General features: G+C 62.9%; 16 protein-coding genes and 1 pseudogene. 8 read left to right on the top strand and 9 right to left on the bottom strand.

Features of this window, described 5'->3' with window-relative positions:
- The first annotated feature begins 202 nt into the window (after positions 1-202).
- From DLM46_RS09065 to DLM46_RS09035, 7 genes are all read left to right on the top strand, one after another.
- Positions 203-1,294: an ABC transporter ATP-binding protein gene (locus tag DLM46_RS09065; protein WP_115100439.1), complete on the top strand. Its 1,092-nt coding sequence runs from the start codon at positions 203-205 to the stop codon at positions 1,292-1,294.
- Positions 1,287-2,201, top strand: a complete 915-nt coding sequence (locus DLM46_RS09060; RefSeq protein ID WP_115100617.1) for an ABC transporter permease — start codon at positions 1,287-1,289, stop codon at positions 2,199-2,201. Before DLM46_RS09065 ends, DLM46_RS09060 begins: the two co-directional genes overlap by 8 nt.
- Positions 2,202-2,242: 41 nt before the next feature.
- Positions 2,243-3,037 carry an ABC transporter permease gene (locus DLM46_RS09055; RefSeq protein ID WP_115100438.1) on the top strand — a complete coding sequence of 265 codons (795 nt, stop codon included), beginning with the start codon at positions 2,243-2,245 and terminating at the stop codon, positions 3,035-3,037.
- 23 nt (positions 3,038-3,060) lie between these two features.
- The gene (locus tag DLM46_RS09050) at positions 3,061-3,435 is read left to right on the top strand and encodes a (2Fe-2S)-binding protein (RefSeq protein ID WP_115100437.1); all 375 of its coding nucleotides are present in this window, start codon (positions 3,061-3,063) and stop codon (positions 3,433-3,435) included.
- Positions 3,432-4,880: an FAD/NAD(P)-dependent oxidoreductase gene (locus tag DLM46_RS09045; RefSeq protein ID WP_115100436.1), complete on the top strand. Its 1,449-nt coding sequence runs from the start codon at positions 3,432-3,434 to the stop codon at positions 4,878-4,880. Before DLM46_RS09050 ends, DLM46_RS09045 begins: the two co-directional genes overlap by 4 nt.
- Positions 4,873-6,000 (top strand): NAD(P)/FAD-dependent oxidoreductase, encoded by a 1,128-nt coding sequence (locus DLM46_RS09040; protein ID WP_115100435.1) that lies wholly within the window; start codon positions 4,873-4,875, stop codon positions 5,998-6,000. The genes DLM46_RS09045 and DLM46_RS09040 overlap by 8 nt, the downstream gene beginning before the upstream one ends.
- Positions 6,001-6,076: 76 nt before the next feature.
- The gene (locus tag DLM46_RS09035; protein ID WP_115100434.1) at positions 6,077-7,123 is read left to right on the top strand and encodes an ABC transporter substrate-binding protein; all 1,047 of its coding nucleotides are present in this window, start codon (positions 6,077-6,079) and stop codon (positions 7,121-7,123) included.
- Positions 7,124-7,176: 53 nt separating this feature from the next.
- Here DLM46_RS09035 and DLM46_RS39335 read toward each other — a convergent pair whose 3' ends face one another.
- The 8 genes from DLM46_RS39335 to DLM46_RS09000 all read right to left on the bottom strand — a co-directional run bounded on the left by DLM46_RS39335 (position 7,177) and on the right by DLM46_RS09000 (position 14,798).
- Positions 7,177-7,365 carry a hypothetical protein gene (locus DLM46_RS39335; protein ID WP_165847930.1) on the bottom strand — a complete coding sequence of 63 codons (189 nt, stop codon included), beginning with the start codon at positions 7,363-7,365 and terminating at the stop codon, positions 7,177-7,179.
- Between the two features lie 44 nt (positions 7,366-7,409).
- Positions 7,410-8,345 carry a 2-dehydropantoate 2-reductase gene (gene panE, locus DLM46_RS09030; protein WP_115100433.1) on the bottom strand — a complete coding sequence of 312 codons (936 nt, stop codon included), beginning with the start codon at positions 8,343-8,345 and terminating at the stop codon, positions 7,410-7,412.
- Between the two features lie 238 nt (positions 8,346-8,583).
- On the bottom strand, positions 8,584-9,570 hold the full coding sequence (locus tag DLM46_RS09025; protein ID WP_115100432.1) for a nucleoside hydrolase: 987 nt from the start codon (positions 9,568-9,570) through the stop codon (positions 8,584-8,586).
- Positions 9,567-9,956 (bottom strand): cytidine deaminase, encoded by a 390-nt coding sequence (locus tag DLM46_RS09020; RefSeq protein ID WP_115100431.1) that lies wholly within the window; start codon positions 9,954-9,956, stop codon positions 9,567-9,569. The genes DLM46_RS09025 and DLM46_RS09020 overlap by 4 nt, the downstream gene beginning before the upstream one ends.
- A gap of 15 nt (positions 9,957-9,971) precedes the next feature.
- Positions 9,972-11,249 carry a NupC/NupG family nucleoside CNT transporter gene (locus DLM46_RS09015; RefSeq protein WP_115100430.1) on the bottom strand — a complete coding sequence of 426 codons (1,278 nt, stop codon included), beginning with the start codon at positions 11,247-11,249 and terminating at the stop codon, positions 9,972-9,974.
- A 641-nt stretch (positions 11,250-11,890) separates the two neighbouring features.
- A complete protein-coding gene (locus DLM46_RS09010) occupies positions 11,891-12,463 on the bottom strand; it encodes an OsmC family protein (RefSeq protein ID WP_115100429.1) in 573 nt (190 codons plus the stop codon).
- Positions 12,464-12,509: 46 nt separating this feature from the next.
- Complete coding sequence (locus DLM46_RS09005; RefSeq protein ID WP_115100428.1) at positions 12,510-13,442, bottom strand: hypothetical protein; 933 nt, start codon at positions 13,440-13,442, stop codon at positions 12,510-12,512.
- Positions 13,443-13,754: 312 nt separating this feature from the next.
- Positions 13,755-14,798, bottom strand: coding sequence for an AraC family transcriptional regulator (locus tag DLM46_RS09000; protein WP_115100427.1), 1,044 nt, complete (start codon positions 14,796-14,798; stop codon positions 13,755-13,757).
- A 691-nt stretch (positions 14,799-15,489) separates the two neighbouring features.
- Between DLM46_RS09000 and DLM46_RS39330 the strand changes: the two genes are divergently transcribed.
- Positions 15,490-15,654: a hypothetical protein gene (locus DLM46_RS39330; protein WP_165847935.1), complete on the top strand. Its 165-nt coding sequence runs from the start codon at positions 15,490-15,492 to the stop codon at positions 15,652-15,654.
- 464 nt (positions 15,655-16,118) lie between these two features.
- On the opposite strand, the pseudogene DLM46_RS41105 reads toward DLM46_RS39330, so the two are convergent.
- A pseudogene (locus DLM46_RS41105) lies at positions 16,119-16,277 on the bottom strand (SDR family oxidoreductase); the annotation flags it as partial.
- Positions 16,278-16,601: the final 324 nt, after the last annotated feature.

The following is a 16,601-nucleotide window of genomic DNA, read 5'->3' as shown; positions in this document are numbered from 1 at the left end:
CCGTACTTCATGCAGTGGAACAGATGACACCCATCACCTCGTTTATATTCCATTTATCAGAATTTTTTCAAATCTTATACCGGCAAACGGAATTTGAAATTGACGCGGCGTAATTTGGCTAGCTAGAGTCGGCTCCATCGAGACCGTTGTCGATTGAACCGGTGTCGAACCTGCCGATGTCGAACCAGCAAAAGGCCAGATCATGTCGTTCCTCACACTCACGGACGTAGCGAAATCGTTCGGCGATCTGCAGGCAGTCGCCGACGTGAACCTGTCGGTGGAAAAAGGCGAGTTCGTTTCGCTGCTCGGGCCCTCCGGCTGCGGCAAGACCACCACGCTGCTGATGATCGCGGGCTTCGTCGAGACGACGCGCGGGCGCATCACGCTCGACGGCCACGACATCACGCACATGAAGCCGAACAAACGCGGCCTCGGCATCGTGTTCCAGAGCTACGCGCTGTTTCCGCACATGAGCGTCGCCGATAACGTCGGCTTCGGTCTGGAGATGCGCAACATCGACAAGGCCGAGCGCCACGAGCGTGTGCGCGAGGCGCTGGCGCTGGTGCGGCTCGACACGCTCGCGCATCGCTTTCCGCGCGAACTGTCCGGCGGTCAGCGGCAACGCGTGGCGATTGCCCGCGCGATCGTGATCGCGCCGCCGGTGCTGCTGCTCGACGAACCGATGTCGAATCTCGACGCCAAGCTGCGCGAAGACATGCAGTTCGAACTCCGCGCCATTCAACGCAAGATCGGCACGACCACCATCATGGTCACGCACGATCAATCGGAAGCGCTGTCGATCAGCGATCGCGTGGTGGTCATGGAAGCCGGCCGCATCACGCAGATCGACACGCCGTATGAGGCCTACGAGCGCCCCGAGAACAGCTTCGTTTCGCAGTTCATCGGCAAGGCCAATATGCTGCCGGGCAAGGTGGTGGCGCGCGACGGCGACGCGATCCGCATCGACCTCGGACACGACCTCGCCGAGACCGGACACACCGCGCAACTGCCGGTCCGCGAGCGCGCCGTCGGCGTCGGCGACGCGGTGATGCTGTGCATCCGCCCGGAGAAGCTGCGTCTATGCGCGCCGCACGCGGGACGCCTCGCGGCCACCGTGACGAGCCGCTTCTTTCTCGGCAGCCAGTGGCTGTATCGCGTGGACTGCCGGCTCGGCGAAGTGCTGGTGTGCTGCCAGAACGAAGGCGCCGCGCCGCTCCCGGAGGGCGCGGCGGTCGGCGTCGACTGGAACAGCGAGGCGATCCGCTTCATTCAACGGGATGCGCATCATGGCTAGTACGCTGCCCGCTTCGAACAACAGCAGCACGCAGCCCGCCCCTGCGCGCCGCGCACCGTGGCACGCCTATCTGCCGCTGTGGCTGATGTGCGCGCCCGCCTTCCTGCTGTTCGCGGCACTCGTGCTGGTGCCGCTCGCGATGACGCTGGTGCTGACCTTCTACCGCTTCGATCCGGCCAGCGGTCCGCTTGCCGCGTTCGAGTTCGGCAATTACGCGGAAGTGCTGACATCGTCGTATTTCCACACGATCTTTGCGCGCACTTTCGGCATTGCATCGCTGACGACGCTGTTGTGCGTCGTGATCGGCACGCCCGAAGCGTACGTGCTGTCACGCATGCGCGACCCGTATCGATCGATGTTCCTGCTCGTGATTCTCGCGCCGCTGCTGGTGTCGGTCGTGGTGCGCGCGTTCGGCTGGAGCATGCTGCTCAACACCAACGGTCTCGTGAATCAGGCGTTCGGTCTCGTCGGACTCGGGCCGTACAAGCTCGAATACACCACCTTCGCGATCGTTATCGCACTGGTGCACGTGATGCTGCCGTTCATGGTGATTCCCGTGTGGACGGCCTTGCAGAAACTCGATCCGCAAACCGAAAACGCGGCACTTTCGCTGATGGCCTCGCCTGCCACCACCTTGCGCCGCATCGTCCTGCCGCAACTCACGCCAGGCATTCTGTCGGGCAGCCTGATGGTGTTCGGCCTGTCGGCGAGCGCCTTCGCGATTCCGGGCCTGCTCGGCGGACGGCGTCTGAAAGTGGCGGCCACCGCTGTCTACGACGAATTCCTCGGCTCGCTGAACTGGCCGCTCGGCGCGACCATCGCGCTCCTGTTGCTGGTCGCGAATCTGATCGTGATGCTCACTTACTACCGGGTTCTGGAACGCAAGTACGCCAGAAGCATCGGCTAACTCATCGAATTCGACAAGCGAGTTCGACAAGCGAGATCCCCATGAGAAAAAACGGCCCCATCGCGTTGATTTTCCACGCGCTCGTCATTGCCTTCGTGCTCGCGCCGCTCGTGATCGTCGTGCTGGTCGCCTTCACGCCCGACGAAACACTGACGCTGCCCACGCACGGCGTATCGCTGCGCTGGTTCCGCGCGATCCTCGCTTACCCCGATTTCATCTCGGCGTTCGTCAATAGCCTGAAGCTGGCGTTTGCCTCGGCGACGCTGTCGCTGATCGTCGCCTTGCCCGCCGCGCTCGCCATTGGCCGTGCGCGCTTTCCGGGCCGCGGCTTCCTGAATGGCCTACTGCTGTCGCCGCTGGTGATTCCCGGCCTCGTGCTCGGCATTGCGTTGCTGCGCTTCTTTGCGCTGATCGGCGCGACCGGTTCGTTTGCCTGGCTGGTGCTCGCGCACATGATCATCATCACGCCGTTCGTGATGCGGCTGGTGCTGGCTTCGGCCAGCGGTCTGGACCGTAGCGTCGAACATGCGGCGCACTCGCTCGGCGCCGATGCGTGGACCACGTTTCGCCGCATCACCTTCCCGATGATTCTGCCGGGCATTACCGGCGGCTGGCTGCTCGCCTTCATCAACAGCTTCGACGAACTGACGATGTCGATCTTCGTCACGTCGCCGCAAACCGTCACGCTGCCGGTGCGCATGTACATGTACGCGACCGAATCGATCGATCCGATGATGGCCTCGGTGTCCGCGCTGGTGATCTTCATCACCGCGGGCGCGATGCTGCTGCTCGATCGCGTGTACGGGCTCAACCGGATTCTGATCGGCCAGCACTGATGCCTTCCACTGCCCTCTCTCACATGCCGCCGAACCTGCCTTTGTCCGATGCCGCCGTGCCCAGGCGCGAGGCGCAATTCGTTCGCCTCGCCGAGACGCAGCGCGAACCGCTGAGCTTCTTTATCGACGGCCGCGAAGCCACCGCGCTGCAAGGCGATACGGTGCTCACCGCCGTGCTGATGCAACAGCGGCGCGTGCGCGAAAGCGAATTCAGCGGCGCGCCGCGCGCGGGTTTTTGCCTGATCGGCGCGTGCCAGGACTGCTGGATGCGCACCGAGGACGGCACGCGTTTGCGCGCCTGCTCCACGCTGGTCAGCGCAGGCATGCGCGTCGTCACGCGGCTCGCCGGGATGGCCGCGACCGTTGCCGCTGCCCCCGCAAACGGAGACCCGCAATGAGCGACGCACGCCGCGTGGTGATCGTCGGCGCGGGACCGGCCGGCGTGCGCGCCGCCGAAACGCTCGTAGCGGCCGGCGTAAAACCGGTCGTGCTCGACGAAAACGCGCGCTGGGGCGGACAGATCTATCGGCAGCCGCCATTGCAAGGCAACTTCAGGCGCTCGAAGAAAGCCCTGTACGGTTTCGAGGCGCATAAAGCCGAGGCATTGCACACGACGATGGCCGCGCTGCTGCCGCATCTCGACTACCGCCCCGACACCCTCGCGTGGGCGTGCGAACCGGGCCGCCTCGATACCTTGCACGCGGGACGCGAGATCAGTGTGCCGTTCTCGCACCTGATCATTGCGAGCGGCGCGACCGATCGCGTGTTGCCGGTCCCCGGCTGGACGCTGCCCGGCGTCTACACGCTCGGCGCGGCACAGGTCGCGTTGAAGGCTCAGGGTTGCGCGATCGGTCAGCGTGTCGTGCTGGCGGGCACGGGGCCGCTCTTGTATCTGGTCGCGTATCAGTACGTGAAAGCAGGCGCGCAGGTGATGGCCGTGCTCGACACGAGCCCGCTGTCGCGGCAGATCGCCGCGGCGCCGAAGCTCGCGCGGCTGCCGTCGACGTTCGCCAAAGGCCTGTATTACGTCGGCTGGCTGACCCTGCGCGGCGTACGCATCGAACGCGATGTGATGCTGACCGGCATTCACGGCGAGCAAGGCGAGCAAGGGGTTAGTGCGATCGAATGGCGCGCGAATCGTGCCGGCTCAGGAACCAGGACCGAAACGCTCGCATGCGACGCGCTCGGCATCGGCTTCGGCCTGAAGCCTGAAACACAGCTCGCCGATCTGGCCGGTTGCCGCTTCCGCTTCGATGCGCAGAACCGTTGCTGGCTGCCCGAACTCGATGCAGCCGGCCGCAGTTCCGTGCGCGGCATCTATCTCGCCGGCGACGGCGCGGGCATCGCGGGCGCCGACGCCGCCGAACTCGCCGGCCGCCGCGCCGCGCTGGCCTTGCTCGACGACCTCGGCATCGCGCATCCACGCGGCCCCGGCATGCGCGATGCGGCTACGCTCGAACGCAGCCTGCAACGCATCGGCGTGTTTCGCGCGGGCCTCGAAACCGCGTTCGCGCCGCCGGCGCATTGCGCGTCGCAATGGCCTGACGGCATGACGGTGTGCCGCTGCGAAGAAGTCGATGCGGGCACGTTGCGGCGCTGCATCCGCGCCGGCGAGGCGAACGAGATCAACCGGCTCAAGGCGTTGACCCGCGTCGGCATGGGCCGCTGCCAGGGACGCATGTGCGGCGAAGCGGCGCTGACGCTGCTCGCCGACGAAACCGGCCGCCCGCTCGAAGCCGTCGGCCGCTTGCGCAGCCAGCCGCCGGTCAAGCCGATTCCGCTGTCGCCCGCGCTCTACGCCGACGGCGTCGCCGCGATTCCCGAGGAGGCGCGCGATGAGTGACACCCTGCACTATGACGTCGCGATTGCGGGTGGCGGTCTCGTCGGCGCATCGGCGGCATTGGCGCTGGCGCGGCGCGGCATGCGCGTCGGCCTGTTCGAGCGGCGCTTTTGCGGCGCGCAAGCCAGCGGCGTGAACTACGGCGGCGTGCGCTGCCAGGGACGTCCGGTCGAACAGATGCCGCTCGCGATGCGCGCGCGGCGCGTCTGGGACCGCTTGCCGGAGCTGATCGGCATCGACGGCGAGTTTGTCGTGTCGGGGCATTTGCGGCTCGCGCGCAGCGAGTCCGATCTTGCCGCGCTCGAAGCATGGGCCGAGATGGCGCGCGATCACGGGCTGCACACGCAGCTGATAAGCGGCGCGGCGTTCCGCCAGCGCTATCCGTGGCTGGGCGCAGCGGCGATCGGCGGCTCGCTGTGCGCAAGCGACGGCCATGCGAATCCGCGTCTCGTGTCCCCCGCGTTTGCGCGTGCCGCGCGGGCCGCGGGCGCCGACGTGCGCGAGCAGAGCGAGCTGACCGGGATCCATCACGACGGCGCGCGCTTTCAATTGCGCGCCGGCGCTGCGCGCATCAGCGCCGACTGGCTGATCAACTCGGCCGGTGCGTGGGCCGACACGGTGGCGGGCTACTTCGGCGAAACGGTGCCGATGAAACCCATCTATCCGAACATGTGGGTCACCGAACCGCTGCCGCTCTTCATCACGCACAACCTGGGCGTGTATGGCGGCGGTATCTACGCGCGGCAAGTCGCGCGCGGCAATTGCGTGATCGGCGGCGGACGCGGACATGGCGACGGCGACTACGGTCAGCCTTCGACGGAAACGACCCGCGCCGTGATGCGCGACGCGTGCGCGTTGCTGCCCGCGCTGCGCGATGCGTTGCTGATCCGCACGTGGAGCGGTGTCGAAGGCAGTACGCCCGACAGCAATCCGATCATCGGCGCGAGCCGCACGGTGCCGCGCCTGTTGCATGCGTTCGGATTTTCGGGCGGCGGTTTTCTGCTCGCGCCGGGTGTCGGCGAAATCCTCGCCGATCTCGTCGTCGACGGTGCGACCGCGACTCCGCTCGACGCTTTCTCGATCGACCGCTTTGCTGCCGTTCCTGCTTCGTCCGTCACCTAGTTGCCCTTTATTGGCCGCTTATTTTGCCCTTCATTTGCCATCCATTGCCCGTTAGTCGAAACTCAGGAGCCCCTCAATGAAACTGTTCAGAACGATCGCGGCGCTAGCTGCGTTGTGTGCGTTCGGCGCAGCCGCGCCGGCGTGGTCGGAGACCAAAACCATTTACATCGGCATGAACGGCGGTCCGATGGAAAAGGCCTATACAAGCCAGGTGCTGCCCGAGTTCGAGAAAGCCAACGACGTGAAAGTGGTCGTGGTGCCGGGCACCTCGTCGGACATTCTCGCCAAGCTGCTCGCCAATAAAGCCAATCCGCAGATCCACGTGGTGTTTCTCGACGACGGCGTGATGGCGCGCGCGGTCAGCATGGGCGTGTGCAGGAAGCTCGACGATTCGCCGGTGCTCAAAGAACTGTATCCGTTCGCGCGCATGAAGGACGACATGGGCGCGGGCGTGCAACTCGGTATGACCGGCATCGCGTACAACAAGAAACTGTTCGCTGAAAAAGGCTGGGCGCCGCCGACCTCATGGATGGATTTCGCCGATCCGAAATACAAGGGCAAGGTGGTGTTTCAGTCCGCTTCGAGCAGCACCTTCGGCCTGCACGGCTTTCTCGCGATCAACCGTTTGATGGGCGGCAGCGAGCAGAACGTCGAACCCGCCTTCACGAAGTGGGCGAGCACGGTCGGCCCGAACGTCGTCGAGTACGTGCCGAATTCGGCGAAGATCTCCGAAATGGTGCAGACCGGCGAAGCGGGTCTCTTCCCGCTGACGCCGACCGGCGTCGGCGATTTGCAGGACAAGGGCATTCCGGTCGGGTATGTGAGCCCGAAGGAAGGTCCGGTGTTGCTACTAGTCGATCTGTGCGTGGTGAACAACGACCCGGACCCGCAACTGGCGCAGAAACTCGCGCAGTTCCTGTTGTCCGCGCCGGCTCAGACGAAAGCCGCCGAGGCCGGCAAGCAGATTCCGACCAACCGTCTCGCGAAGATGACGCCGCCGATGCAGCAAAGCCTCGGCAACGTCGAAGATCTGGTGCGCAAGGTGACCGTGGTGGATTGGGACACGATCAATGCGCATCGCGCGCAGTGGGATACGCGCTGGAACCGGCAGATCGAGCGCTAAGCCTTCCTGCCTGACACGACGCGCGCGCCTTGTTTTGCGACGCGCGCGCGTTTTCATTGGGGCGCCCCGCGCGTCACACGACGACCGATACCGCCACCGCGAGCCATATCGCCGCCACGCCGGCCAGAAACAGATGTAGCGCGATACGGATGCGGGCAGTAGCCGAGAAACACAATGCCGATCGAGAAGATCGTGGCCGCCGCCGAACTCAGCGCGGGCACCGAACCGGTTGGACTCGGCATGCTTTACCTCCGATCGTTGGGCTGCTATCCGCCTGCGCCGAGGTCTACGACGTGCGGGTCTGCCGCGCTTCGTAGGTCTTCAGATGACTATAGGCGATACGCAACAACGACAGCCCGTGTTCGCCGTTCTGCGCGTCGCCGCCGCGCGAGATCAGGTCGCCGAGAATGTGATCCGCCTCGGTATGCGAATGGTTTTCGACGTCGCGCAGCATCGAAGCCGTCAACGGCGAAGGCGTGAAGAGCGTCTGGGTCGCACGTCCTTCGAAGTCGGCGCCCATCATGAAGCCGTTGTGTTCGGCGACCGCCCGGCACTCGCCGAGCAGACTTTCGATGATGCGCTTGCCGTCCGGCGCGGCCAGAATATCGCCGACCGAGCCGCGCATCAGGCACGTGCTGGCCGCCAGTGCCGCGAGGAACACCCACTTTTCCCACATGCGCAGCAGGATGTTGTCGCTGACCACCACGTCGAAATTCGCACCGGTCATCGCGTCGGCGATCGCCTGCACGCGTTCCGATGTGCCGCCTTCCAGTTCGCCGAACGTGATCGCGTGCATCTCGTTCAGATGCACGACCTGCTGTTCGGCGTTGAGCGTGGCGGCGATTACGCACTGACCGCCCAATACGCGCGATGCGCCGAACTTTTCCGTCAGCACTTCAATATGGCGCATGCCGTTGAGCATCGGCAGAATCAGCGTCGATTCGCCGACCAGCGGCGCGAACGAGTCGATCGCGTCGTCGAGACTATAGGCTTTGCAACTCAGCAGCACCACGTCGAACGGCTCCGCGCTGACACCGGCGAGTATCGTTTGGGGCTCGCGCAGCGTGAGATTGCCGCGCACGCTGCTGATCACGAGACCGTCACGCCGGAGTTTCTCCGCGCGGGCGGGACGCACCAGGAAAGTGACATCCTGGCCGGCTGCCGCGAGACGTCCGCCGAAGTAGCCGCCCACGGCGCCCGCACCCACTACTAGAATTCGCATCTTTCGCCTCTCCGATAGATTGGGGTCACGCGTTGCGCGCGGCCAGCCGCGCCCGGCGCGCCGTGCACGCAGTGCGTGTGAGGAATGTAGCAAAGATTGATGAACCGCATCGGACGCGAGTGCCGGACCGGCCTGCTGCAATGCACCGCGGCATAAGTCAGACCAATGTCGGATCGATGCCCGCGCCCGTGCGGTCTCCTGCGAACGCCCTCGTTTTCCTGCCCGATGCGAAGGACGATCAACGAGCCGGCAGCGTGCCGCAAACCGTGTCCTCGTAAAGTGCGAGCATGCCGGGCACATCCACGGCCACACACACTTTGCACGCCGGCCGGCTATCCCAGTCGGGCGCGGGCACCGGCATCGTCGACGGCTTCTGGATAGTTTGGCCTACCGCAATGCCGTCCGTCAGCACGCGCACGGGACCGCTGCGGGTCGTATAGAGATGCGGCGCGAGCACATACGCCACCGCCGACGAATCGTGCACGTAAATACCCGCCAGATGCGCGCTTTGCTCGTGAAAGGCTTCGTAGTGCCGCGACACGTCCCACACGAAACGCCCCGCCTCGCCGCCGCGATCGCGGATCGATGCGAGATAGTCGTGGCTCATGATGGTTCGCTGCGTGACGTCGAGCCCCACAAGCACCACCGGCCATGGCGCGCCGAACACGAGATCGGCCGCGTCGGGGTCGCCGAGAATATTCGCTTCCGCGGCGGGCGTCACGTTGCCCAGGACGCCATCCGTGCCGAACGCGCCGCCCATGATGACCACCTGCTTGACGAGCCCGGCGATCTGCGGATCTTCGGCGAGCGCCAAGGCAAGGTTCGTCAGCGGGCCGACCGCGATCAGCGTGACTTCGCCGGGATGGGCGCGCACGGTGTCGATAATGAAGCGGTGCGCGGAGCGCGTCTCGACAACGGCTTCGGCAACGGCTTCGTGAGACGCGTCGAGCGCGATGTTGCCGAGGCCGTTGTCGCCGTGAATCCACGCCAGCGGCTCGGGCGCCGCGCGTTTGAGCGGCGCTGCGGCACCCTGCGCGACCGGCACGTGCGGCGCAAAACGCGCGGTCAGCAACCGCGCGTTGCGCGTCGTGGTCTCGATCGTGGCATTGCCGAATACGCTCGTGAGACCAAGCAGTTCGATGTCGGGATGCAGCGCCTGAAAAACCAGCGCCATTGCATCGTCCACACCGGGGTCGGTGTCGTAGATAACCTTGTGCTTGCTCATAGATAGAACGCGTCCGGCAGTTGTTCGCGCGCGGTGGTGTCGCGCGTGGCGCCGCGCAGATTGCCGAGGCGGATCGGCAATTCAGGGCCGCCGAGTTCGATGATCACCTGGCGGCACGCGCCGCACGGTGCGATGGGGCCATCCGTGTCGCCGATCACGGCGAGCGCGGCGAACTGGTCGCGCTGATAGCCTGCGGCGATGGCGCTGAAAAACGCCGTACGTTCCGCACAGTTGCACAGTCCGTAAGACGCATTCTCGACGTTGCAGCCGTCGAACACGTGGCCGTCGCTCGTCAGCAGCGCAGCGCCGACCTTGAATTTCGAATACGGCGCGTAGGCTTTTTCGCGGGCCACGCCCGCGCGTTCCAGCAGTTGTTCCATGGTCATGCAGTGGTCCTCGATTCAATTGAGCGTAACGAACATGCCCGCAATCGTGGCGCTCATCAGGTTCGAGAGCGTCGCGGCGAGCACGACACGCAGGCCGTAGCGCGCGACTTCGGCACGGCGCTCCGGCGCGACGGCGCTGAAGCCGCCCGTCAGCACCGCGATCGACGCGAAGTTCGCGAAGCCGCACAACGCAAACGACAGAATGGCAATGGTACGCGGATCGAGTGCCCGCAGGCCGGCCGCGCTCACGCTCGCGGCGTCTTTCAGATACGGCGACAGCGACGCATAGGCAACGAACTCGTTGAGGATGATCTTCTGCCCGAGAAAATTGCCGGCCAGCGCAGCCTCGTTCCATGGCACGCCGATCAGATACGCGAGCGGCGCGAACACAGCGCCGAGCACCGATTGCATCGACAGCTGCGGGTGGCCGAACCAGCCGCCGATACCGCCCACAACACCGTTGAGCAAGGCGATCAATCCGACGAACGCGATCAGCATCGCGCCCACCATCACGGCGATTTTCAGGCCTACCGTGGCACCCGAACTCGCGGCTTCGATGACGTTGGCGGGACGCTTCTCGTCGAAGTGGAGGTTGTCGAGATGCACGCGGCTCGGTTCGGTCGACGGGTGGATGATCTTCGCGAACAGCAGGCCGCCGGGCACGGCCATGAACGATGCGGCGAGCAGATAGTCGACCCGCACGCCGAGGCCCGCATAGCCCGCCAGCACCGACCCGGCAATCGCCGCCATGCCGCTCGACATCACCGCGAACAGTTCGGCGCCGGTCATGTCGCGCGCGAACGGCTTGACCACGGCAGGCATTTCGCTCTGGCCGAGAAAGATCGTGGTGACCGCGGAAAACGATTCGAGCTTCGATACGCCCAGCAGCTTCTGAAACAGCGTGCCGAGCACGATCACGATCCAGCGCATGACGCCGAGGTAGTACAGCACGGAGATCAGCGCGGTGACGAAAATGATGGCCGGCAGCACACGCACGGCGAAAATAAAACCGCCGTCGCCGAAGACCTGGAACACTTTGGATTGCACGAGGCCGCCGAACAGGAACTCGATGCCCGCATTGCCATAGCCGAGCACCTGATTGACGCCGGACGCAGCGGCCGCAAGGATCGTCTTGCCGATCGGCACGAACAGAATGAACGCCCCGATGCCGATTTGTGCGAGCAGCGCTGTGCTTACAGTGCGCAATCGGATAGCGCGGCGGTTGGTGGAGAAGAGGAATGCGATGAGCAGCAGTACGGCGATGCCAAGCAGGTTTCGAGCGATCAGGGCCATGTCTCTCTGTGTTCTTGTGAGGGTGGCAAAGATGCTAAACGAAACTGGCGCTGGAGAAAAAATATTAGTGGAAGCTCGACACCGATTTGCCGATAAAACCTCGTGAGCCATGCAATGCGCGTTGGATCAGTGAAGGGGCGGCGAAGGGGCGGCAAAGCGCGTGGCTTGCACGGAGCCGATAGGGGGTGCCGTCGATAAAGGAAATTCTTCGTACACCAGCGCTCGCGTGTGCGCCGCGAGCGTCGCTGTTTCATCTGCAACACTCCCACTGCTTGCGCAGTCTCCAGTGTGTTGCATCCACCGGTTGAATCCGCCAGGTACAGCGGCCTTTCGCTCGTTCAGGTCCGCCGACGGGTCCTCGTCCAGCGCGGTCGGTCGGCGGGCGGCGTTGTTGGCTCACGCCTGTTTCGAGGGATTTGGCTCGCGTGCGCTCGCCCGTGGCGGGCCAAACTATTTCTTTCCAAGCGGGCGTTCGGCTTGCGGCCTACCCGTTTCCAGTTGGATCTTTTCCAGGAAGGCTTTTGCGCTAAGTTAAGTACTCAGCAAGGCTGAGGCTTATCCCCGTTGCGGATACCTCCTTCCGTTTTCAAAAAGGCGGCGCGACGGAAACGATTCGGGTCACGGCGCCCACATCGCGAAGTTCACCCGACCAGAAGAGTCGATTTCAAGGCGACGGCGTTCGCCAGATTGTAGACGTTAGGGGAAGTGGCCATTACCGCGTCATGGATTTCGGCGAATTGCTGCTTGGTACCGCTGCCTTTAACACGAACGGTGTAACGCAGGCTCTCGTAGCCGTTTGCCACTTGCGGGTCGATCCCAAGAAAACCCCTGAGGTCGATTTCACCCTCAGTCTCAATCTCCAGCGATTCGAGCGTAATCCCGCGGACGGCGCATTGCGCCACGTAACCCACCGTTATGCAGGAATTTAGCGCCGCGATCAGATGCTCCTGAGGATTGGCAAACTTATTCGAGCCACCGAGTTCGCAAGGCTCATCGATATCGATCGTGAACCGGCGCGACACATCCTGCCCTCCGATCGAGAATCCCTCTACCTCGGCGCGAGTCCGGGTCTGGCCCTGCCAGGTCGTCGCTACGCGCCAGCTTGTGGTGGCTTTCGAGGCATCTCCCTTGATGACCTCGATCAGGGCGAACAGGTCGTCGACGTTGAGGCCGTTAACGATGTTAAGTTCGTTGGTCCGTGCATTGGAATTCATATTCCATCTCCTTTAACACAAGTGGATTGTTCAGCTTCGGCAAATCTCATTGCAGTGTGGCGAGTGCAGCCTGGATGCGCATGCCCTGGTCTTCGGAGATGAGGCTATAAAGGACCTTCCCGAAATGGGGATGACGTACACCCGAGTGGATGTATTGCCACCGGTAAGCCTCGAGGAAATTCGCTTCGACCGACAGGGTTTCCGCCTCGTCGACTGCGCGGCCGCAGTTCGCCTTGAAGTAACGCGCGTCGGCTGCGGCCTGCGCCTGCAGAATGCCGTCGATCGCGGCGACCAGCTCGATCAATTCGTCAACAGCCTTGTCGCGATCACTGTCCGTCACAGTGGCGTCGTGACGGACCCATTCGAGCTCGTCGAGGATGGCGTGCTGGCTCTCCTCCTTCCAGTGGTAGAGGAACACGTTCTTGAATAGCTCCGATAGCTGATCGTCTGGATCGATACTCTGGCGGTAGTGGAGCTGGCTGAACAGTTCGATATCCAGCGTCAGCGCCAATACGGCCCACGTGCTTTTCCCGAGGACTGCAGAGGCAACGGCATCCGGATCGGCGTCGAAGTGATAGCCGGGTGGAAGGGTCTCACCGATCATCTTGTCGATGCGACGAAACAGCGCCTGATGCTTGAGTTCCTCGTCGCTAAACCGGACCAGCGCTTCAAGCGCCACCTGATCGCCGAGCCAATAGTCACGGCTCACTTCCAGCACCTTGGCGTTGATGAAGCGCTCTACCAATCCGAACACGTTGGCATACGTGCGTCCCTGAATCTGGCTGACGAAACGCTTTTCGATCTCGGAGAGCGTGATGAATTTCGGAGCCAGTGAGAGCCCGTCGGGCAAATATTTCTGGGACGTGTCGAAGGTGCGGGCTCCAATCACATCGCGGTCGATGTCCCAACTGATCATCTTTGAAGCGCGAATGCAACGGGCGTAACGGTCTCGGTCAGAGACTCGCGATACTGCGTTCATAGCATTTCTCCCATTATGGATCGACATGCGGTCGAGCTGTGAGTATTCATCTACCGGTCAGAACCAGATGGTTGATCTGGCAGTCCGGTACACTCGAATGTACGATTTGGAGACCTGATGTTCTATGGTTGGGCCGCCGGGAGATATGACCGAAACGCCTGGTCAGCTTTGACGCGTGTGAATGAACGTTGCGTCGGACATGGCAGCAGGCACACTAGCGATCTGGCGATCTGGCCAATTGCCGCAATGAGCCGCCGATCAGATCGTGCGCTCGCTGGTGTTATCGAGGCACCGTTGGGCTTGGCAGTCGGGTCAATGATGCGGTGGTGGCGCAATGCCACTCGCGCCGAGGGCGGTCTGCGCAGATTCGGCAGCGCCGTTCATCTTTCCTTTGCTCTTGCGCCAGCCTGCCGGCGGCATTCCAAATTCGCGCCTGAAGGCTCGACTGAACGCTGCCTCCGACTCGTAACCAATCTGCTCCGCAACAGCGGCGAGTGACTTACTGCCGATCAGAAGTTCCTGCGCCGCGATCTGCATGCGCCATCGCGCCAGGTACTGCATCGGCGGTTGTCCAAGAAGATCGGTGAAGCGTTGTGCCAACGCGGAGCGCGACAATCCCACCTTGCGCGCAAGCTCATCGACGGTCCAAGGATGGATCAATTGAGCATGGAGCAACGAAAGCGCACGTCCCACATAGCGATCACGCACTCCGGCGAGCCATCCTGTCTGGTCCGCAGGTAGCGTTTCAATACAGCTACGGACCGCCTCGACAAACAGGAGCTCCGATAGTCTGGCGAGGACGATCGTCCCGCCCGCCCGCGAATCCGCCGCCTCGGCGGCAGCAAACTTGAGTGAGGACTCAAGCCATGCCGCGCGCGGATCGTGGCGCATGTCAATCTTGAAGAGTCGCGGCAGCGATGAGAGCAGAGGGTTGCTCAGTGTATCGTCACACGCCAAAAAGCCACATACGATGCGAGTCGTAGGTCCCCCGCCTCCGTAGGACAGCGTCATCACCTCGCCAGGCGTTGCCGCCATCTGGCCGGCTAATAGCAACTCCGAAGGCACTGGCGAAAGATCGACGGCGCTGCCCATCAGATGCGTTTCACCTTGCGGCGCCACCAGCAGTTCGCCAGCATTGAGATGAATAGCCGAATTGGGGTCGTCTTCCAGTTGAGCCCAGCAGCTACCTTCTATGATCAGATGATATGAAATCACGCGCTCGGATTGCGGCAGATAGGCTGCACAGAGCGCCGCATCTGTTCGCCCTATCACGCACCACGGTGCCGTGAAGGTCCCGTTCAGATACACCGCGCCGCTCAGGCGCACGGCGCGCAGAACGTCAGAAACTGCATCCATGAATAGCTCGCGTGAAATGCGATTTCCCGAGCAAGAGAACCGGGATGCCGGTCATTCCTCAACCTGGCCAAGGGGTACATGTTATACCTCCGGCGGCGGTCGATGACAAATCCCTTCCCGATGATTTCACCAAGCTTGATGCATCGCTGCGGGATGCGTGTGGATGTCCGCAGGCGGTCCGTTAGCGAGCATGTCCGACTCCGATTAGTTCCGGCGTCAGGCCGTCCTGAGTCTGCGCGTTCCTCTGTCGTTCTTGGTCTGCGTAGCAATCGCGATTTGCATTCGCGGTGGGCCAATGCGATGACGTCTTGCCTCGTCATCACAACCCCTTTGGGTCTACCTCGATACCTATGAGTGTGGGCGCATCGCCGCGCGATACAACCGTGTGCAACCAAATCCCACTCTTCTGCAGGAGGATCGGACAAGCTTTCTGGACGCCCTGCAATGGACAGGCGAACCATCGGCAAGACTTGGACGATCGGACAAGAAACGTCGACGCACGGGCAGGACGGCAACAGGTTGCGAGAGGCAAAGTTCATCACAGGACGGGGCGTGGCAGATCAGCGTCATCCGTACTTCGCAGCCAAATCTTCCACGGATTCCGGAAGCCTGGCGCACCACGAAACTTGCGCAGATCGGTTCACGCACAGTGACTTACCGGTTCGTGCAAACGAAACCGCGTGAGATACCGATGAAAAGCCTGATAAGCCGTGCGATGTACCACCCGCTCATCGCGCTAAGCATGTTCTATTTGACCGACCTGATGCACCACGTCGACTACAGCCTCTCCGGCGCTCTGCTCGTTCTGGCAGCGAAATCTATGTCCCGTGTCGTGAGCCTGTTCAACAAGGGGTAGTGTTGTACGTCGGTAAGGCACGCTAGGTGGATTACTCGGACGCAAGATGGAGCATACGTATAGACAAGCAAGAGCAGTGGACTAATCCTAATGGTTAGGCTACGACAGTGTGGCTTCAGGTCAACGGCTGGCGCAAACACAAGCAGGTGCCCCCGATTAAACAAAGCGTGGATATCGGGTTCACTCTTTTGACAGCAAAGTATGCGGACATTCGCGAGTAACAGAAACCAACGGTTCACCAACGTACGGAATGGCTGACGATGCGACGGACGCGATCGGAACGCATGCGTCCGTTGCCAACTTGAAGCCGACGTTCGAATGACTGCATGAGAAAGCTTGCCAACGACCGTAAATGGCCGACCGGTGCCGGACGAGCGGCGCCCTCCGCTCGCCGAATGCTGCCGCCCGGGCGGGTGCCACCCGGCTTCCCCGTTGACACAATTATTTCGCGTCCCTGCAACCTCCGTCGTGACATCGAAGCCCGCTTCGCTGAGCGTTTTGGCGGCTGAAGTGGCATTCTCCTCGCGCAGATCCGCGGGCAGCAGTTGCCTTCCCGCGCCTACCCGACGCGCTATGGCCTGCCCGATCGATCCGGGGCCGATAACAACGACAACTTTTTGGATGATCTCCCTCCTCGTTTTCCAGTTCACCGATCGCTGTCGCCGATGCTCTCGCGAACGTGGAGATCAGGCGTGCTCGCAATCTTCGCGATCAGCCCCGCAAGGCTGTCGAGCGATATGTCGTGACCCACGAACGGCTTGCCCTTGCGCGTAATGTTGTACGGCCCTGCGGGGTCGAGTGTGAACCAGCCAGACCGAAGGACCGTTTAGTCGAGATCGGACGCCTCGATTACCGCTGCGGAGTCGCGACACGGATCGAGCACATCGCCTTAGACGACTGTGCACCTTCCCGTATCGGGATTCGCCAGCCTGCTCGCCCGACGCAGA

The sequence above is a fragment of the Paraburkholderia lacunae genome (assembly GCF_003353175.1).
Taxonomy (GTDB): domain Bacteria; phylum Pseudomonadota; class Gammaproteobacteria; order Burkholderiales; family Burkholderiaceae; genus Paraburkholderia; species Paraburkholderia lacunae.
Note: the sequence above shows the minus strand (reverse complement) of the source record. Positions and strands in the feature narration are given on the sequence as shown.